This is a genomic window from Pseudomonas sp. TMW22089 (assembly GCF_022496645.1).
GTDB classification, from domain to species: Bacteria; Pseudomonadota; Gammaproteobacteria; order Pseudomonadales; family Pseudomonadaceae; genus Aquipseudomonas; species Aquipseudomonas paraversuta.
The window spans coordinates 111,285-130,333 of the sequence record NZ_SCFG01000003.1 but is presented as its reverse complement, the minus strand read 5'-3'; the positions used below and the strand labels follow the sequence as shown (position 1 = coordinate 130,333).

The window sequence follows — 19,049 nt, the reverse complement described above, 5'->3', positions numbered from 1 at the left end:
GGTAGCGACTGCGAAACTGCCGGGGCACCTCGTCCCGGCGTTTCCTGCCAGCTTGGCTACACTCTTTTTCCTAATGCCTGAGAGCATAAAACGTAAAGGAGAAAGGGATGAGTACTTCTGCTGGCTATGCACCGCCCAGGCGCCATACAGGCGCCTACATCATAGTTATCACCGCACTGATCGCCCTGGCCATTACGGCATGGCGATTTTTTACGCCACTGTCGGGCGTGACTGACTCCGGCGGCGCGATGGTAACGATGCTGGGCGAATTCGTTCTGTTCATTCTTGGCCTGTTGCTGATCAAGCATGAATTCGGGGGACTAAGAAGTTTCTTCGTTGTTCTTAGCTGGCTCGCGGTCATCGGGACGCTGTTTGGCGCGGTCCTCTTGCATGGCTGGTGGACAGCTCTGGTGCTGGTGGTGTGCGCCGCAGGGGTGGTCATCGAAACTTTTTGCGGCAAGCCAACAAGGAGCGCGTGACATGGATAAAGTAAAAAAACATCTTTTCACGGCACCGGTCATCTGCATGCTCGCGGGTATTTCAACCGCACACGCTGACACCGCTTACATAGTGCCCACGCCCCTGCTGGCGCCATCCAGTATCTCCGCCGAAGACGCCAGAATACCCGTGCCCAATGGCAAGGAGTGGGACTCGTTCCATGGCCAGTTAAGCTCGCAAAAATATTCGCCGCTGAACCAGATCAACAAGGACAACGTCGGAAAACTGACCAAGGTCTGGCAGTATTTCACCGGCGACATGTCGGACGGGACCGGTAAAACCCCTGCCACTGTATGGTCCGCCACCCCGATCTTTGCCAATGACACGCTGTACGTCGGCACGCCTTTTTACCGGATCATTGCCCTTGAGCCTGAGACGGGTAAAGAAAAGTGGAGTTATGACACCAAGTCGCCGCTGGAGGCCCTCACCCAGCCGGCCTTGAAATCCCGTGGCGTAGCCTACTGGCAGGAAAAAAACCCGCAACCCGGGGTTGCCTGTCAGAAAGTCGTGTACCTGGGGAATATGACAGCCCAGTTGTTTGCAGTGGATGCCGACACCGGCAAGCCATGCGAAAACTTTGGCAAAAACGGCGTGGTTGATATCAACCAGTGGAACAAGCTCAACGCCAAATGGCCGCTGTCGGTCCTGCAGCCGCCGACCGTTATCGGTGACAAGCTGATCGTCGGCTGGGCCGGCAAGGACTGGGAGTACGAAGTCGAATCACCAGGCTCGCTGTTTGCGCTCAACGCCCGTACCGGCGAACTGGAATGGGAATTCAAACCGATTCCCGATGATGAGGCCGGCAATACCGGTACCGCCAATATCTGGACCGCCATGTCCTATGACGCGGCACTCGGCCTGCTGTACATCCCGGTCTCCTCGCCTTCACCCAACTACTGGGGCGGCAACCGGCCAAAAGCGATTCCTTTGGGTACCTCAACAACCGCGCTGGATATCAATACGGGCAAGGTCGTATGGTCCCGTCAGTGGGTTCACCACGATTTGTGGGACTACGATATCAACTCGGCCCCGACCCTGATGGACATCACCGTCGATGGCAAACCTGTAGCCGCGCTGGTTCAAGCTACCAAAATGGGCTTTCTGTTCACCGTTGACCGTCGTACCGGTGAAGACGTGTGGCCGATTGAAGAGCGGCCGGTGCCAAAAGGCGATGCCGATGGCGAAGTCTACTCACCCACGCAGCCCTTCCCGACCAAACCTGCTCCGTTGCTGGACCAGTCCAAGAAGCCCGCAATCTGGAAAATCGCCGATATTGTCGGCTTTGGCCAGTGTTCGAAAATGTGGGACGGCCTGGAATACAACGGCATGTACTCGCCACCTTCCACCAAAGGTAACGGCGTACTGGCCTACCCGGACAGCGCCGGTGGCGTGCAATGGGGTGGCGTAGCCTTCGATCCGGTCAGCCAGGTGGCAGTGGTTAACACCTCGCACATCGTGCAGATGATCAAGCTGTGGGATCGCGCCTCCTATGACAAACAACCCAAGGAAGCAGGCAACGAAAACGGCTTCTATCCGCAGATCGGCGCACCCTATGGCATGTCCTTGCTCAATGCGCAGAACTGGGCCGGCATGCCGTGCTGGGCGCCGCCTTTCGGTGAAATCGTCGCCATCGACATGCACACCGGTGACGTGAAATGGCGTCGTCCGATGGGCGCGGTGCAGCAATATGGCTGGTACATGCCTGAAAGCATGGGCTCACCTACCATCGGCGGGCCGGCAATCACGGCCGGTGGCGTGGTGTTCATTGGTGCCTCGATGGATGCCAAGGTGCGCGCCTACTCCCTGGATGACGGCAAGGAACTGTGGTCGGATAACGTCATGGCACCTGCTGTCGCCAACCCCGCGGTGTATGAGTACAAGGGCCGGCAATATGTGGCGTTTGTCGCGGGCGGCAACTCCATCATGAAAGATCAGGTGGGCGATCAAGTGGTGGTCTACGCACTGCCGAAATGATGCCGGGCTCCCACACGCCCTGATCGGGCCTTGTGGGAGCTGGCTTGCCAGCGATGCTATCGCCGGCAAGCCGGCTCCCACAGGTTATGTGTTTCCCTCCATCAACCGCTGCAACCGTTCCCCGGCCCCGCAGCACCAACACCACCAAAAGTACTGGTCGATGCCGGGCTACCACAGGCTCTGACTGGACCTTGTGGGAGCTGGCTTGCCAGCGATGCTATCGCCGGCAAGCCGGCTCCCACAGGTTATGTGTTTCCTCACATCAACCGCTGCAACCGTTCGCCGGCCCCGCAGCGCCAACGCTACCAAAAGTACTGGTCGACGCCGGGCTACCACAGGCTCTGATCGGGCCCTGTGGGAGCTGGCTCCCATAGGTTATGTGTTTCCTTCCATCAACCGCTGCAACCGTTCGCCGGCCCCGCAGCGCCAAAGCCACCAAAAGTGCTGGTCGATGCCGGGCTACCACAGGCTCTGACCGGGCCCTGTGGGAGCTGGCTTGCCAGCGATGCTATCGCCGGCAAGCCGGCTCCCACAGGTTATGTGTTTCCTTCCATCAACCGCTGCAACTGTTCGCCGGCCCGCAGCGCCAACACTACCAAAAGTGCTGGTCGATGCCGGGCTACCACAGGCTCTGACAGGATCTTGTGGGAGCTGGCTTGCCAGCGATGCTATCGCCGGCAAGCCGGCTCCCACAGGTTATGTGTTTCCTCCCATCAACCGCTGCAACCGTTCGCCGGCCCCGCAGCGCCAAAGCCACCAAAAGTACTGGTCGATGCCGGGCAACCACAGGCTCTGATCGGGCCCTGTGGGAGCTGGCTTGCCAGCGATGCTATCGCCGGCAAGCCGGCTCCCACAGGTTATGTGTTTCCTCCCATCAACCGCTGCAACTGTTCGCCGGCCCGTACGGCGAACAGTTCCAGCAACCCCTCCAGCGTATGCGCCGGTGCTTCGTCGGCACGGGTCAGTGCATACAAGGTAATCGGCAATGCAGGACTCAGCGGACGAATCAGGGTGCTCGCCCGCGAAGCACCCAGCGCCGTGAACGGGTCAATCACCGCCAGCCCCGCTCCAGACTCCACCATCGCCCGCGCCAGAGAATAGGTTTGCACCGCAATGCTGATACGCGGCGGCGGCTCAATGGTTTTCAGATAACTGTCTAGACGCGCGAATAACGGGTCGGCATTGCTCAGGCCGATCAACGGCGCATCTGCCAGTTCATGCAGCGCCAGCGGTTCTCCCTCACTCTCATCCGGCCAGTAACCCCGCGGCGCCAACGCCACCAATACGCCGTGGGCCAATGCCTGGGCCTTGAGCCCTGGATGGTCAGGCAGCTTGAATGTCAGGGCCACGTCCAGCTCGCGCATCAACAGGTTCTGCACCAGCTCCCGGCTATGGGCACTGGCCAGTTCGCAACTGATATCCGGGTAGCGCCGGGTCCACTCGCTGATCACCGGCGGCAATAGCGACAGCGCCAATGCCGGCGTACTGCCGATGCGCAAGCGGTGCCCGGGGGCACGGCGCAGGCTTTCGGCCAGTCGCTGTACCCCTTGCAGGCTCTCGCTGACCTTCTCGACTTCGCGTTCCAGCAGCAGGGCTTCAGGGGTGGGCTGCAGTTTGCCGCGTACCCGCAAAAACAGCGGGAACCCCAGTTGCAGCTCTGCGTGCTGCAGCACCTTGCTCACCGCCGGTTGCGAGACATGCAGCAGTTGCGCGGCGGCACTCACCGAGCCGGTTTGACGGATGGCCTGAAAGATTTCGATATGTCGCAAACGCATGGCGGTAGTCCATAACCTTTGTTTATGGGTAAGGCATCTTTATTCATTGTTCAGCCTCTGTCACCTACCCCTAATCTGAGCCCGAACAACATTGGGCTAAGGACTGACATGGGACAGCGGGTTTGCATCATCGGTGGTGGCGTTATCGGGCTGGCAACCGCGTATGCGCTGGTGCGCGACGGCTTTTCAGTGAGCCTGATCGAAGCCCGGCCCACGCTCGCCAGCCAGACCAGCTTCGCCAATGGCGGCCAGCTTTCCTATCGCTATGTGGCACCGCTGGCCGATGCCGGGGTGCCCTGGCAAGCGATGGGCTGGATGTTGCGCGGCGACTCGCCACTCAAGTTGCGGCCCCGCATGGACCCGGCCCAATGGCGCTGGATGGCGTCATTTATCGCCGCCTGCCGGGGCTCGGTGAATCAGCGCAATGCTGCGCACTTGCTGCGCTTGGCGCTCCTGAGTCAGGCCACCTTGCAGCAGTGGCGTGAAGAAGATCAATTGAGCGGTTTTGAGTGGCGGCGCAACGGCAAGCTGGTGACCTTCCGCAATCCGGAAAGCTTCGACAAGGCGCGGGCCAGAGTTGCCCACAGCCCATTTCAACAAGCACTGTCTGCCAGCGAATGCGCAACCCTTGAACCAGGCCTGAAGGACTCGGCGTTTATCGGCGGCATCTATACCCCCGACGAGGAAGTGGGTGATTGCCATGCTTTCTGCCAGCAACTGGTCGCCCGTTTGCAAGCCAGCGGCCGTTGCACCTTTTTGCTGGGTAAAACCGTCACCCGTATCCATCACGCCAACGGCGCAGTCAGTGCCGTGCAAATGGGCGATGAGCATTTGCCAGTGGATCAACTGGTGCTCTCAGCAGGACACACCAGCCCGGCCCTGAGCTTGCCGGGGTTGAATTTGCCGCTTTACCCGCTCAAGGGCTACAGCCTGACCCTGCCCCTGAGCGACCCGCAAAAAGCGCCGAATGTGAGCATCACCGATTACGACCGTAAAATCGTCTACGCCCGCATTGGCGAGCAGTTGAGAATTGCGGCCATGGTCGACATCGTCGGTTTCGATACTTCCCTGGACCCCAAGCGTCTGGCACAAATGCGCCAACTGGCCGCCAGCACCTTCCCGGATGCCGGCAACTATCACGACGCCATCGAATGGGCCGGCATGCGTCCTGCAACACCTGGCGGCGTGCCTGTCCTCGGTGCCAGCGGATATCGCAACCTGTGGCTCAACCTCGGCCACGGAGCCCTGGGCTTCACCCTGGCCTGCGGCAGCGCGCGCCTGTTAAGCGACCTGATCGGACAACGTAAACCCGCCATCGACATGCAGGGTCTCTGCGCCTGAATATCTAACTCAACGTACAAGGAAATCCCCGATGACGATTCACCGCCTCAACAGCAATGACCGTTTAAGCGCCGCTGCGACCTTCGAGGCGCTGGTATTTTTGTCGGGACAGGTTCCCACCCAAAGCACAGATATTTCCGCGCAGACTCAGGAAGTTCTCGCCAAGATCGACGCATTGCTGGCCGAGACCGGCAGCGACAAAGACCACATCCTCAACGCCACGATTTACCTGCAAAACATCGAGCACGACTTTGCGGCCATGAATGCCGTGTGGTCGGCCTGGCTCTCGGCGGGCAAGGCGCCGACACGCACCACCCTGCAAGCCGAACTGGCGCGGCCTCAGGTGCTGGTAGAAATCAGCGTGATTGCCGTTCGTCACTGACCTGTTTGCAACCGGAGAACAAGAAGATGAAAAAACTCACTTTGATCAGTTGTACGCTGGGTCTGTTGCTCAGCCACTCACTGCACGCCAGCGAAGCGCCATTACAGGGCACGCTGAAGAAAATTGCCGACTCGGGAAGCATTACCCTGGGTTATCGCGACGCCTCAGTGCCGTTTTCGTATGTGGGCGACAACAGCGGCAAGCCCATGGGCTATTCGGTGGAGCTGGCGAACAAGATCGTCCAGCGCATTCAGCAGCAGTTGGGCGACCAGCCGCTCAAGGTCAAATACAACCTGGTGACCTCGCAAACCCGTATCCCGCTGGTACAAAACGGCACCGTCGACCTGGAGTGCGGGTCTACGGGGGTGACTGCCGAGCGGCAAAAGCAGGTGGCGTTTTCATATGGCTTCATTTACGTCAAAGGCCAGCTGCTGACCGCCAAGGACAGTGGCATCAAAGGCTTTGATGACTTGCGCGACAAAAACGTGGTGACCACCGCCGGCACCACCAACGAACGTTTCATCAAAAGCTATAACGCTGATCACAAGATGAACATGAACGTGATCAGCGCCAAGGACCACGGCGAAGCATTCAAGATGCTGGAGACCGGCCGGGCTGCGGCGTTCTATATGGACGACGCGCTGCTTTACGGCGAACGCGCCAAAGCCCGCGACCCGCACAACTGGGTCGTGGTGGGCGACGAGCAATCGCGGGAAATCTACAGCTGCATGGTGCGCAAGGACGACCCGCAGTTGCTGGCAGTGGTGAACAAAACCCTGGCCGATTTATACCAGTCCGGGGAAATTACCGGCATCTACCAGCGCTGGTTTGAACAGCCAATCCCGCCCAACGGCCTGAATCTCGAATTCCCGATGACCGCCGAGTTGAAACAGATCATCGCCACGCCGGTGAGTGACCCGGTGGAGTAAAGGCCGGCCCCCACTCCATTTTCTCCGTGATCAGGAAGCCCAGGGCGATTTGCGGATGATTTCGACGAAGTTCAGCGGTTTGAAGCCCGGGTCGCAGTCCACCAGTACGTCGGCGTTAACCGTGCCAAAGGTGGTTTGCGGACGATGCTTAAAACCGTTGGCGAAGGCGCAGAGAATGCACTCTTTGAAACCTTTGCCCCGCGGGTGAGCATGGACTACGGCTTCACGCTGCGCGGCAGGGAACGCCGCGTAGTCGATGCCCAGCACATCCATTTCAACCCCCGCCGTCACCAGCGCCACAGTCGGACGCAGGTGCTGCGTGACGCCCGGCGTGGTGTGCAACGCGATGGATAACCACACCTGCTCCACATCGTCATCGCTCAGGCCGAACGGTTTCATAAAGGCTTTGGCATTGTTGGCACTGTCCACTTCAAAGCGCTCGTCTTCAGTACGGTGGCCTTCGACCAGCCCCAGGTCGTGAAACATCGCCCCCACATAAAGCAGTTCCGGGTCATAGGCCAGTTGCTGGCGCTGCCCGCTCAGGGCGCCAAACAAAAATACCCGGCGCGAGTGGTTGTAGAGCAAATCGGACTCGACGTCGCGGATGTATTCGGTGGTAGCTTTGGCCAGGGCGCTGTCCGGGATGACGATGCCTGCGATGGTCTGACTCATGGCGAACTCCTCGAGCGAGCGCCGGGTTGGCGCCGTGATGTTTAGTGTGGGCGCATGCCCCAATGGCAACAATCAGCGGACAGTGACGATTCGTGCCAATCAGGTTGCAATGCCGGCCATCGTCCTGCAGGCGCTTGTCCACATCAGCGGACTACGGTATTTCATCTCTTACCCACCTGACGGCCGACTCTGATGACCCTGACCGTAGCATTGATCGTATTTCCTGGCGTGCAGGCACTGGACGTGACCGGCCCCATGGATGTGTTTGCCGAAGCCAATGCCTTTCTGGCCCCCGACAAGCAATACCGGCTTGACGTACTGGGGCTGGAGTCAGGGCTGCTGAGGTGCTCGAACGGGCTGTCGATTCAGGCCCACCGGCATTTTTCTGCAGCACCAGACAGCTATGACCTGGTGTTATGTGCAGGAGGCCCGGCCTTGCCCGGGCAGGATTTCGGCGCGGAGTTTTACACCTGGCTGCGCGGTATATGCCGGCGGTCGCGACGCTATGGCTCGATCTGCAATGGCGCATTGATGCTCGCCCGTACCGGGTTGCTGGACGGGCGCCGTGTCACCACGCACTGGAGTGATGTCGCGGCCCTCGCCCGTCTGTGCCCCGACGCCGTGCTGGAGGTGGATCGCCTGTATGTGCAGGACGACAATTTGTACACCTCGGCCGGGGTCACGGCGGGGATTGATCTGTCGTTATATGTACTGACTCAGGATCACGGCCCGCAGGTGGCGCTGAATGTGGCCAGACGCTTGGTGGTCTTTACCCAGCGCTCAGGCGGGCAGTCGCAGTTCAGCCCGTTTCTGACCGCAACCCCCCATACCGCTTCAGCGGTCGCGGCAGTGCAAGGCCTGGTGCTGCAGAATCTGCGCACCGACCTGAGCATCGCCGAGCTGGCACAGGCTGCCGCCATGAGCCCACGTAATTTCTCTCGGATATTTGCCCGGGAAACAGGGACCACACCCGCGCAGTTCGTGGAAGGAGCCCGGGTGGACGCTGCCCGGGCCCTGCTCGAAAACGCCACCCTGGCGCTCAAGACGGTGGCATACGAATGCGGTTTTCGCGATGCGCACCATATGCGTAGCGTGTTTATGCGCCGGCTGGGGGTATCGCCCCAGCAGTTCCGGATGAATTTTGCACCGATGGTTTAAGCCACAGGCGCAGGCTTGCCCGCGCCAAAACCGGGATCAGCGCGCAATCAGAAATCGCCCCACAACTGTTGGGCCACGGCCAGGGCCACAACCGGTGCCGTTTCGGTACGCAGTACCCGAGGACCAAGGCGCGCAGGCTGGAAACCCGAGGCCTGGGCCTGATCGATTTCGTTGTCGGTCAGCCCGCCTTCTGGCCCGATCAGAAATGCCAGACGCCCGGGTTTGGCGTGGCTGGCCAGCGGCTCGGACACCGGGTGCAGCACCAGCTTGAGATCAGCCTCGGTGGTTTTGATCCACTCACTGAGCAACACCGGCGGGTGAATGACCGGCACCCGCGAACGACCGCATTGCTCGCACGCGCTGATTGCCACCTGGCGCCAGTGCGACAGACGCTTCTCGGCGCGCTCGTCCTTGAGCCGCACTTCACAGCGCTCGCTCATGATCGGGGTAATTTCGTTGACCCCCAGCTCGGTGGCCTTCTGAATGGCCCAGTCCATGCGTTCGCCACGGGACAAACCCTGGCCGAGATGAATGGCCAGTGGCGATTCAATTTGCCCGGCAAAGCTTTCGTCGAGCAACACCCGCACCCGTTTTTTCCCGACTTCCAGCAGGCGCCCGGTGAACTCATGTCCCGAGCCATCGAACACCTGCAGGGCATCGCCCTCGGCCATGCGCAGCACGCGGCCAATGTAATGCGCCTGGGCTTCAGGCAATTCGTGTTCACCGAGGCTCAAAGGTGCATCGATAAAAAAGCGGGACAATCTCATGTAGGTTCTCTGAAAATTAAATGACTTATGTCGCCGTCTGCGCCAGCGGCTACAAAACAGGGCTTAGCCGGGGTCACGGAAGTCGGGATGGAAGTTCGACGGCACGGCCACGCTGATATCACTGCGGGTCGCAATGTCGATCCCTTCACTGGCCACTTCGGCCAGAAAGTCGATCTGCTCCGGAGTAATCACGTAAGGGGGCAAGAAATACACCACGCTGCCCAATGGGCGCAACAAGGCGCCGCGCTCCAGTGCGTGCTGGAAGACTTTCAAACCGCGCCGCTCCTGCCATGGGTAAGCGGTTTTGCTGGCTTTGTCCTGGACCATTTCAATGGCCAGCACCATACCCGTCTGACGCACTTCCGAGACATGGGGATGGTCAACCAGATGCGCCGTCGCACTGGCCATGCGCTGGGCCAGGGCTTTGTTGTTCTCGATCACATTGTCCTGCTCGAAGATATCCAGCGTCGCCAGAGCGGCCGCGCAAGCCAGCGGGTTGCCCGTATAACTGTGGGAATGCAGGAAGGCGCGCAGAGTCGGATAGTCATCGTAGAACGCGCTGTAGATCTCGTCGGTGGTCACGCAAACGGCCAGCGGCAAGTAGCCGCCGGTAAGGGCCTTGGACAGGCACAGGAAGTCCGGCGTGATGCCGGCCTGCTCGCAGGCGAACATGGTGCCGGTACGGCCAAAACCCACTGCAATTTCATCGAGGATCAGGTGTACGCCATAACGGTCGCAGGCTTCACGCAGCAGCGTCAGGTATACCGGATGGTACATGCGCATGCCGCCCGCGCCCTGAATCAGCGGCTCGACAATCACCGCAGCCACAGTGTCGTGGTTCTCGGCGAGTGTCTGCTCCATGGCCAGAAACATCGTGCGCGAGTGTTGTTCCCAGCTCACGCCCTCGGGGCGCAGGTAGCAATCGGGGCTCGGCACTTTAATGGTGTCGAGCAACAGCGCTTTGTAGGTTTCAGTGAACAGCGGCACGTCACCCACCGACATCGCCGCCATGGTTTCACCGTGGTAGCTGTTGGTCAGGGTCACGAAACGCTTTTTTTCCGGCTGGCCACGGTTCAGCCAGTAGTGAAAGCTCATCTTCAGCGAGACTTCGATACAGGACGAACCGTTGTCCGCATAGAAGCAGCGGGTCAGGCCCTCAGGTGTCATCTTGACCAGGCGCTCGGACAGCTCAATCACCGGCTGATGGCTGAAGCCGGCAAGAATCACATGCTCAAGCTGGTCGACCTGATCCTTGATGCGCTGGTTGATACGCGGGTTGCAATGGCCAAACACGTTGACCCACCACGAACTCACCGCGTCCAGGTAGCGCTTGCCTTCGAAGTCTTCCAGCCATACGCCTTCGCCGCGCTTGATCGGAATCAGCGGCAGCTGCTCGTGATCTTTCATTTGGGTGCAGGGGTGCCATAACACGGCAAGGTCACGCTGCATCCACTGATTATTCAGGCCCATATCCACTCTCCTGGCGCTGGCTCCCGGCGTGTGCGGGCAAACAATCGCGCAAGCCTATGCAATGCGCGTGCGTGTAACAACCCATTACTATTCACCAAAGCCCGGGGTGTTGAACTTTGAGACGCTCACGGGCATACAAGAGCGACATAAAACATCGTTAACGTTTGCTTAACTTTTCACTCTCAGGCTACTGATCGCATTTATCGATGCCTTACAGCAAATAAATGCGCTTTCATTCGATAGGTAAATCATTAGTCTTAGGCGCAAGTTCCCACAGGATGTCGGTAATGCAGTTACGTAACTCGTCTTCTCGCTATGGTGCGGTCAGTATTTTCATGCATTGGTCCGTTGCGCTGGCGGTGTTCGGATTGTTTGCCCTGGGCTTGTGGATGGTCGGCCTCGACTACTACAGCCCATGGCGCAAGGAAGCACCGGACCTGCATAAAAGCATTGGCCTGACGCTATTCGCCGTGATGTTGCTACGGGTGCTATGGCGCTGGATCAGCCCCGCTCCGCCGGCACTTGAAAGCTACAGCCGGGCAACGCGCATTGGTGCCAAACTCGGCCATGGCTTGTTGTATCTGGGGTTGTTCGCCGTGATGTTTGCCGGCTACCTTATTTCCACTGCCGAAGGCGTCGGTATTCCGTTTTTCGGCCTGTTTGAAGTACCCGCTCTGATTTCCAACTTGCCCGATCAGGCCGATGTGGCCGGTGTCGTGCATCTGTGGCTGGCGTGGGCCGTGGTGATTTTTGCCGGTTTGCATGGCCTGGTCGCCTTGAAACACCACTTTATCGATCGTGATGCGACCCTGACTCGTATGCTGGGACGCAAAGCCTGATGCTCAACCTCAACTCAAAAGGAATAGAACGCATGTTGAAAAAGACCCTCGCTGCACTGGCTCTCGGTACTGCTCTGCTGACTGCCGGCCAGGCCATGGCTGCTGACTACACCATCGACAAGGAAGGCCAGCACGCCTTCATCGACTGGAAAATCAGCCACCTGGGCTTCAGCTTCATTCACGGTACTTTCAAGGACTGGAGCGGCACCTTTTCGTGGGACGCAGCCAAGCCTGCAGACAGCAAAATTGACGTTACCCTGAAAACCGCAAGCCTGTTCTCCAACCACGCCGAACGCGACAAGCACATCGCCAGCAAAGATTTCCTGGACGTGAGCAAGTACCCGGAAGCGACCTTCAAGTCGACCAAAGTGGTGCCAACCGGCGACACGACTGCTGACGTGACCGGCGACCTGACCCTGCACGGCGTGACCAAGCCGGTAACGTTCAAGGCCACGTTCAACGGTGAAGGCAAGGATCCATGGGGCGGCGAGCGCGCTGGCTTCAACGCGACCACCACCATCAACCTGCAGGACTTCGGTATCAAATCCCCAAGCAAGGACCAGACTCTGAGCCTGGACATCTCGCTGGAAGGCGTGAAAGCCAAGTAATCGCGCTTTCATACGGCTAAAAAAAACGCCCCGACTCGCAAGAGCCGGGGCGTTTTTTTGTGTACGGAATAAACCTGTACCCATTCGGTCTGCAGGTTAAACCCTGTTGACGCATTCGCCGGCAAGCCGGCTCCCGCAATGGCGGGGAGAATAAAGGCGCTTGCTCCTGCAGAACCCTCGCCAGACGCGCATAAAAAAATGCCCCTGATCTCTCGATCGGGGGCATTTTTTCAGGCGGTGTTAACTCAGCGGTTGCGAGTCAACAGCGCTGGCTTCTCGCCACGAGGGCGGTTCGGCAATTGATCCAGCTGCTCAGGTGTCGGGAAGCGATCGCTTTTCGACTCCTTGTGCATGATCTTCGGCTGGTTCTCGCGCGGGCCTTTAACCGCTGGCTCTTGACGGGCATCGTCACGGGCCGGACGGTTTTCGCGACGGGCCTGACCGTCACGCGGAGCACCACTGCGTGGGCCGCTGCGCTTGGCTGGCGGAGTGCCAGTGCTGGCGCCGCTGCCGGTACGCGGGCCGTTCTGGCGACCCTGAGAAGCACCACCGGTACGGGCAGGTGCAGCACCGGTGCCAGCAGCAGGTGCGCCCGGACGGCGACCACGGCTCTGGTTGTTCTTGTTCTGGTACGGGCTGACGTAGTCAGCGCGGTTACCAAAGTTGTCTACGTCGTCATCACGGAACTCGTCCGGCGCGCGGTTGGCGTCCGAACGCGGAGCAGGCTGACGCTGTTCACGGGCAGGTTGCGCTTCCCGTGGCTTTTGCTCACGGGCAGGACGTTCGCCGCGAGCAGCTGCCGGTTTTTCCTTGCTCTTTTCCTTGCCCTTGTCTTTACGACCACCGCCACCGCCCGGGTTACCCGGACCGTCGCCACGTGGACCGCGAGGCGGGTTGCGCGGGTTACGCACATCCGGACGCTCACGTACTTCAGGCTTTTCGGCTTCTACTGTGCTGGAGTCAAAACCCATCAGGTCGCCATCGGCGATTTTCTGCTTGGTCATGCGCTCAATGCTTTTCAGCAGTTTTTCTTCGTCCGGAGCGACCAGCGAGATCGCCTCGCCCGAACGACCGGCACGGCCAGTACGGCCGATACGGTGAACGTAATCTTCATCGACGTTTGGCAGCTCGAAGTTGACCACGTGTGGCAGCTGATCGATATCCAGACCGCGAGCGGCGATATCGGTGGCTACCAGAATGCGTACGGCACCGGCCTTGAAATCGGCCAGGGCTTTGGTCCGCGCGTTCTGGCTCTTGTTACCGTGGATGGCCACAGCGCTGAGGCCGTGTTTGTCCAGGTATTCAGCCAGACGGTTGGCACCGTGCTTGGTACGGGTGAAGACCAGAACCTGTTCCCAGGCGCCTGCGGTAATCAAGTGCGCCAGCAAGGCACGCTTGTGGGTAGCCGGCAGACGGAAAACGCGCTGTTCGATACGCTCGACCGTGGTGTTCGGCGGCGTAACTTCGATGCGTTCCGGGTTGCGCAGCAGCTTGCCGGCCAGATCGGTGATGTCCTTGGAGAACGTCGCCGAGAACAGCAGGTTCTGACGCTTGGACGGCAGACGGGCGAGGACTTTTTTCACGTCATGGACGAAGCCCATGTCGAGCATCCGGTCGGCTTCGTCGAGCACCAGAATTTCAACGTGGGACAGGTCAACGCTGCCTTGGCCGGCCAGGTCGAGCAAACGGCCCGGGCAAGCAACCAGTACGTCGACACCGCGGGCCAGTGCTTGCACCTGAGGGTTCGTACCGACACCGCCAAAGACGCAGGCACTGACGAACTTCAAGTCGCGGGCATAGAGCTTGAAGCTCTCATGCACCTGGGCGGCGAGTTCGCGAGTAGGGGTCAGGACCAGCACGCGTGGTTGGCGTGGGCCGTGGCGCTGGGATTTGTCCGGGTGGCCATTGGGAAACAGCTTTTCCAGAATCGGAAGAGCGAAGCCGCCGGTTTTGCCAGTACCTGTCTGAGCCGCAACCATCAGGTCGCGACCTTGCAACACGGCGGGAATGGCCCGCTGTTGCACCGGAGTAGGCTCGGTATAGCCCGCAGCTTCAATGGCGCGGACTAAAGCCTCGGAGAGACCGAGGGAAGCAAAGGACATGAGTAATCCTGTTCTAGTTAGGGCTTGGCCCAAAGGGATAGTCTTGCCTGGCGTGAATGGCGTTTAAGGTGACGCAATCCCGTCCGGTCCTGCTCCAGTCCTGAAGGCTCATTCAAACTGCTCGCGCTGGCTGAAAGCTGCGCTGTAGCCGGGTTGAATGCCTTGTACAAGGACGAGCGGCCGGGCGTAAGCCTGGCGGAAAGCCCGGAGTATAACAGAGCAATCACGGCGCGCCGATTTCATGCTGCTGAACGGCTTTGCAGAGCTGTACGGCACATTCCCTGCGGGAGCGAGCACACTCGCTCCCGCAGGGGGGTGTGTCAGCGAGGCAGCTTGAGGTTGTTCCAGATCGCCAGGCTGGGCTCGGCCTGGTTCAGGGTGTAGAAGTGCAAGCCCGGGGCGCCGCCGTCGAGCAGGCGTTCGCACATTTCGCTGATGACCTGTTCGCCAAATGCCTGAATGCTCTGGATGTCGTCGCCGTAGGCTTCCAGCTGCTTGCGAATCCAGCGCGGGATTTCAGCGCCACAGGCGTCCGAGAAGCGCGCCAGCTTGCTGTAGTTGGTGATCGGCATGATGCCCGGCACGATTGGAATCGTGACGCCAGCCGCCCGCACACGCTCGACAAAACGGAAGTAGCTGTCTGCGTTGAAGAAGTACTGGGTGATTGCGCTATCGGCGCCGGCATGGGCCTTGCGCACGAAGTTGTTGATATCGTCTTCGAAGTTGCGCGCTTGCGGGTGCATTTCCGGATAGGCAGCCACTTCGATATGGAAGTGATCAGCGGTCTCTTCACGAATGAAGCTCACCAGATCATTGGCATGGCGCAGCTCGCCACTGGCCATGCCCATACCCGAAGGCAGGTCGCCACGCAGCGCAACAATGCGCTTGATACCCGCAGCTTTGTACTGGGTCAGCAGGCCGCGCAAGTCAGCCTTGCTGTCACCCACACATGACAAATGCGGGGCGGCAGGTACTTTTACTTCGCTCTCCAGTTGCAGCACGGTATTGATCGTGCGGTCACGGGTGGAGCCACCGGCACCATAGGTGCAGGAGAAAAAATCCGGGTTATAGGTCGCCAGCTGGCGAGCCGTGTTCATCAGTTTTTCATGTCCAGCATCGGTCTTGGTCGGGAAGAACTCGAAGCTGTAACGACGGTCTTGAGACATGGAGGCAACCTCCAGCGGCAAGCTACAAGCTTCAAGCGCCAAGAGGGCGATGCGCCAGGCTCTTGTGCTGCAGGCTTACAATTTGCAACTGCTTATTATTGTTTACACTCAATAGCTGGCCCCAAGCCTCAAGCTACAAGCCAAAGCAATCTGCTTTGCTGGCAACTCGAGGCTTGAAGCTTGCAGCTGCTATTAGTAGCGGTAAGCGTCCGGCTTGAACGGGCCTTCGACGGTAACGCCGATGTAGTCAGCCTGTTGCTTGGTCAGCTGGGTAACTACGCCGCCAAAGCCGCGAACCATTTCCAGGGCCACTTCTTCGTCAAGTTTCTTCGGCAGCACTTCTACAGTCAGACGCTCGGCTTGCAGCTCGGCTGGCAGGTCTGCGTATTTCTGGGCGAACAGGAAGATCTGGGCCAGAACCTGGTTGGCGAACGAACCGTCCATGATGCGGCTCGGGTGACCGGTGGCGTTGCCCAGGTTCACCAGACGACCTTCGGCCAGCAGGATCAGGTAGTCGTCGTTCTGCGGGTCGAATTCGCCCAGGCCAGTACGGTGAACCTTGTGAACCTGTGGCTTCACTTCTTCCCATGCCCAGTTCTTGCGCATGAAAGCGGTGTCGATTTCATTGTCGAAGTGGCCGATGTTGCACACTACAGCGCGTTTTTTCAGCGCAGCCAGCATGTTCTTGTCGCACACGTTGACGTTACCGGTGGTGGTCACGATCAGGTCGATCTTGCCCAGCAGCGCAGCGTCGATGCTGGCGGCAGTGCCGTCGTTCTGGCCATTGATGAACGGCGAAACCACTTCGAAACCGTCCATGCAGGCTTGCATGGCGCAGATCGGGTCAACTTCCGAAACCTTGACGATCATGCCTTCCTGACGCAGGGACTGAGCCGAACCCTTGCCCACGTCGCCGTAGCCGATCACCAGCGCCTGCTTGCCGGACAGCAAGTGGTCAGTACCGCGCTTGATGGCATCGTTCAGGCTGTGACGGCAGCCGTACTTGTTGTCGTTTTTGCTTTTGGTCACCGAGTCGTTGACGTTGATCGCAGGGATCATCAGCTCGCCTTTGGCCAGCATGTCCAGCAGACGGTGTACGCCGGTGGTGGTTTCTTCCGTCACGCCGTGGATCTTTTTCAGCATGTCCGGGTATTTCTTGTGCAACAGCTCGGTCAGGTCGCCGCCGTCGTCGAGGATCATGTTGGCATCCCAAGGCGCGCCATCCTTGAGGATGGTTTGCTCAAGGCACCACTCGTACTCTTCTTCGGTCTCGCCTTTCCAGGCAAATACCGGGATACCGGCAGCAGCGATAGCGGCAGCAGCCTGATCCTGAGTCGAGAAGATGTTGCACGACGACCAGCGCACTTCGGCACCCAGGGCAACCAGGGTTTCGATCAGCACGGCAGTCTGGATGGTCATGTGGATGCAGCCCAGAATCTTCGCGCCCTTGAGCGGTTGTTCTGCTGCATAGCGGCGACGCAGCCCCATCAAAGCCGGCATTTCGGACTCGGCGATGAAGGTTTCGCGGCGGCCCCATTGGGCCAGGGACATATCAGCGACTTTATAGTCAGTAAAACCTGCAGGCGTGTTTACAGCGCTCATCAAGAGCCTCCATTCGTTTAATCGCGAATGGGCGCCGTTGTGCGTTTAGTGCCTGAACAGGGAGCCCTGAACAAACAACGCCCCATCCGAGCCTGACAGGTTGAACCTGCTGCAGCGCCCCTCGGACAGGTGGCGGGAACGGTACTGGGTAAATATGACCGTTTTGAAGCGGGGGGGATTATAGCTGTCTTTATCCGGGTAGTGGCAAGCTGCAAGCAAGAGCGAATCGGCTTCTACTTGCAGCTTGTCGCTTAAAACTTGAAGCTGGGGGCCACACTCAAACCTGGAGCCGCCATGAACTTCCACACCCGCAAGTGGGTTAAACCCGAAGACCTCAACCCCAACGGCACCCTGTTCGGTGGCAGCCTGCTGCGCTGGATCGACGAAGAAGCCGCCATTTACGCCATCGTGCAACTGGGCAACCAGCGCGTGGTGACCAAATACATCTCCGAAATCAACTTTGTCAGCGCTTCGCGCCAGGGCGACATCATCGAGCTGGGCATCACCGCCACAGAGTTCGGCCGTACCTCGATCACCCTGACCTGTGAAGTGCGCAACAAGATCACCCGTAAAAGCATCCTGACGGTCGACAAGATGGTCTTCGTCAACCTGGGTGAGGACGGCTTGCCGGCTCCCCACGGGCGCACCGAGATCAAATACGTCAAAGACCAGTTCCAGGATGACGATCAGGCCTGACCGGACATCGGGCCTTGTGGGAGCCGGCTTGCCGGCGAATGCATGATCAAGACCGCATCGCTGGCAAGCCAGCTCCCACCTGCCATGCAGCACCCTGAGTGAACAGCTTGCAATCCAGCGTGTCGTAGCTTTACACACGCTTACGGTGACGAGCCCGATGGACACTCAAAAAAGCGGTAAAACCCCCAACCTGTCGGCTGAAGAAGAGCACGACGTCACCAAAAACCAGCCGCCACGGGCAGCCGTGCTGCATGAAATCATTCGCCTGCAGGGCGACATGGAACTGGAGCGCAGCATTGCCGCCCTGTTCTGGTCGGCACTGGCTGCCGGACTGACCATGGGCCTGTCGCTGATGGCCATGGGCTTGCTCAACTCGCGCCTGCCGGACGGCGAAGCGTTCAAGGTCATTGCCAGCTTCGGTTACTGCGCAGGTTTTCTGGCCGTCATCCTCTCCCGCCAGCAACTCTTCACCGAAAACACCCTGACCGCCGTATTGCCGATCATGAGCAAACCCACGCTCAATAATTTCGCACGCCTGTTCCGGCTGTGGGCGGTGGTGCTGGTGGGTAACCTGCTGGGCACGCTGCTGGTTGCCTACACGATGCTGCACTTGCCGATTTTCGACAGTCAGACCGATAAGGCCTTTCTCGAAATCGGGCGCAAGGTCATGGAAAACGACTCCAGCCAGATGTTCGCCAAAGGCATTATCTCGGGCTGGATGATTGCCACCATGGTGTGGATGATCCCGTCGATGGAGAGCGCCAAGATGTGGATCATCATCCTCATCACCTATCTGATGGCCCTGGGTGACTTCACCCACATCGTGGTCGGTACGGCCGAGGTCTCATACCTGGTGTTTGCCGGCGAGTTGCCGTGGAAAGATTTCTGGCTGATCTTTGCCGGCCCGACCCTGGCCGGCAACATCATCGGCGGAAGTTTTATTTTCGCCCTGATCAGCCACGCCCAAATCCGCAGCGACACCAAAAAACCGCAAAAAACCTGAGCCAAATCCTGTAGGAGCGAGCTTGCTCGCGAGCTTTTTCAAAGCAGCAAAGCTCGCTCCTACAGAT

The 19,049-nt window shown here is 59.3% G+C and carries 17 protein-coding genes and 1 riboswitch; of the genes, 10 read left to right on the top strand and 7 right to left on the bottom strand.

Annotation, left to right across the window (positions count from 1 at the left end):
• Window positions 1–107: 107 nt before the first annotated feature.
• Together EQV90_RS04755 and EQV90_RS04750 are read left to right on the top strand one after the other, a co-directional pair.
• Complete coding sequence (locus EQV90_RS04755) at window positions 108–479, top strand: hypothetical protein (protein WP_004419622.1); 372 nt, start codon at window positions 108–110, stop codon at window positions 477–479.
• 1 nt (window position 480) lies between these two features.
• Window positions 481–2,472 carry a pyrroloquinoline quinone-dependent dehydrogenase gene (locus tag EQV90_RS04750; RefSeq protein WP_127196524.1) on the top strand — a complete coding sequence of 664 codons (1,992 nt, stop codon included), beginning with the start codon at window positions 481–483 and terminating at the stop codon, window positions 2,470–2,472.
• 857 nt (window positions 2,473–3,329) lie between these two features.
• Here the strand turns inward: EQV90_RS04750 and EQV90_RS04745 are convergent.
• Entirely contained in the window at window positions 3,330–4,247 is a 918-nt protein-coding gene (locus EQV90_RS04745; protein WP_240877800.1) for a LysR substrate-binding domain-containing protein, read from the bottom strand.
• Window positions 4,248–4,355: 108 nt separating this feature from the next.
• Here EQV90_RS04745 and EQV90_RS04740 point away from each other — a divergent pair, with 108 nt between their 5' ends.
• From EQV90_RS04740 to EQV90_RS04730, 3 genes are read left to right on the top strand one after another with little or no spacing between them, the layout of a single operon-like run.
• Window positions 4,356–5,588, top strand: a complete 1,233-nt coding sequence (locus tag EQV90_RS04740; RefSeq protein WP_127196525.1) for a D-amino acid dehydrogenase — start codon at window positions 4,356–4,358, stop codon at window positions 5,586–5,588.
• 31 nt (window positions 5,589–5,619) lie between these two features.
• Complete coding sequence (locus tag EQV90_RS04735; protein ID WP_240877799.1) at window positions 5,620–5,970, top strand: RidA family protein; 351 nt, start codon at window positions 5,620–5,622, stop codon at window positions 5,968–5,970.
• 26 nt (window positions 5,971–5,996) lie between these two features.
• Window positions 5,997–6,899: a transporter substrate-binding domain-containing protein gene (locus EQV90_RS04730; protein ID WP_004419631.1), complete on the top strand. Its 903-nt coding sequence runs from the start codon at window positions 5,997–5,999 to the stop codon at window positions 6,897–6,899.
• Window positions 6,900–6,929: 30 nt separating this feature from the next.
• Here EQV90_RS04730 and EQV90_RS04725 read toward each other — a convergent pair whose 3' ends face one another.
• Window positions 6,930–7,571 carry an HD domain-containing protein gene (locus EQV90_RS04725; RefSeq protein WP_240877798.1) on the bottom strand — a complete coding sequence of 214 codons (642 nt, stop codon included), beginning with the start codon at window positions 7,569–7,571 and terminating at the stop codon, window positions 6,930–6,932.
• A gap of 192 nt (window positions 7,572–7,763) precedes the next feature.
• On the opposite strand from EQV90_RS04725, the gene EQV90_RS04720 reads away from it, so the two are divergent.
• Complete coding sequence (locus EQV90_RS04720; protein ID WP_004419635.1) at window positions 7,764–8,729, top strand: GlxA family transcriptional regulator; 966 nt, start codon at window positions 7,764–7,766, stop codon at window positions 8,727–8,729.
• Window positions 8,730–8,776: 47 nt separating this feature from the next.
• On the opposite strand, the gene EQV90_RS04715 is transcribed toward EQV90_RS04720, so the two are convergent.
• Together EQV90_RS04715 and EQV90_RS04710 are read right to left on the bottom strand one after the other, a co-directional pair.
• Window positions 8,777–9,496, bottom strand: coding sequence for a 16S rRNA (uracil(1498)-N(3))-methyltransferase (locus EQV90_RS04715; protein WP_004419638.1), 720 nt, complete (start codon window positions 9,494–9,496; stop codon window positions 8,777–8,779).
• A gap of 63 nt (window positions 9,497–9,559) precedes the next feature.
• The gene (locus EQV90_RS04710; RefSeq protein WP_240877797.1) at window positions 9,560–10,966 is read right to left on the bottom strand and encodes an adenosylmethionine--8-amino-7-oxononanoate transaminase; all 1,407 of its coding nucleotides are present in this window, start codon (window positions 10,964–10,966) and stop codon (window positions 9,560–9,562) included.
• A gap of 287 nt (window positions 10,967–11,253) precedes the next feature.
• Between EQV90_RS04710 and EQV90_RS04705 the strand changes: the two genes are divergently transcribed.
• Both EQV90_RS04705 and EQV90_RS04700 read left to right on the top strand, forming a co-directional pair.
• Window positions 11,254–11,805: a cytochrome b gene (locus tag EQV90_RS04705; RefSeq protein ID WP_004419642.1), complete on the top strand. Its 552-nt coding sequence runs from the start codon at window positions 11,254–11,256 to the stop codon at window positions 11,803–11,805.
• A gap of 32 nt (window positions 11,806–11,837) precedes the next feature.
• Entirely contained in the window at window positions 11,838–12,413 is a 576-nt protein-coding gene (locus EQV90_RS04700; protein WP_004419644.1) for a YceI family protein, read from the top strand.
• 245 nt (window positions 12,414–12,658) lie between these two features.
• Here EQV90_RS04700 and EQV90_RS04695 read toward each other — a convergent pair whose 3' ends face one another.
• From EQV90_RS04695 to ahcY, 3 genes are all read right to left on the bottom strand, one after another.
• A complete protein-coding gene (locus EQV90_RS04695; RefSeq protein WP_004419646.1) occupies window positions 12,659–14,515 on the bottom strand; it encodes a DEAD/DEAH box helicase in 1,857 nt (618 codons plus the stop codon).
• Window positions 14,516–14,835: 320 nt separating this feature from the next.
• Window positions 14,836–15,681, bottom strand: a complete 846-nt coding sequence (metF, locus tag EQV90_RS04690) for a methylenetetrahydrofolate reductase [NAD(P)H] (protein WP_004419648.1) — start codon at window positions 15,679–15,681, stop codon at window positions 14,836–14,838.
• 192 nt (window positions 15,682–15,873) lie between these two features.
• The gene (gene ahcY, locus EQV90_RS04685) at window positions 15,874–17,283 is read right to left on the bottom strand and encodes an adenosylhomocysteinase (protein ID WP_004419650.1); all 1,410 of its coding nucleotides are present in this window, start codon (window positions 17,281–17,283) and stop codon (window positions 15,874–15,876) included.
• A gap of 22 nt (window positions 17,284–17,305) precedes the next feature.
• Window positions 17,306–17,412, bottom strand: a riboswitch (S-adenosyl-L-homocysteine riboswitch).
• Window positions 17,413–17,577: 165 nt separating this feature from the next.
• On the opposite strand from ahcY, the gene EQV90_RS04680 reads away from it, so the two are divergent.
• Together EQV90_RS04680 and EQV90_RS04675 are read left to right on the top strand one after the other, a co-directional pair.
• On the top strand, window positions 17,578–17,979 hold the full coding sequence (locus EQV90_RS04680; protein WP_004419651.1) for a hotdog domain-containing protein: 402 nt from the start codon (window positions 17,578–17,580) through the stop codon (window positions 17,977–17,979).
• A 157-nt stretch (window positions 17,980–18,136) separates the two neighbouring features.
• Window positions 18,137–18,982: a formate/nitrite transporter family protein gene (locus EQV90_RS04675; protein ID WP_004419652.1), complete on the top strand. Its 846-nt coding sequence runs from the start codon at window positions 18,137–18,139 to the stop codon at window positions 18,980–18,982.
• Window positions 18,983–19,049: the final 67 nt, after the last annotated feature.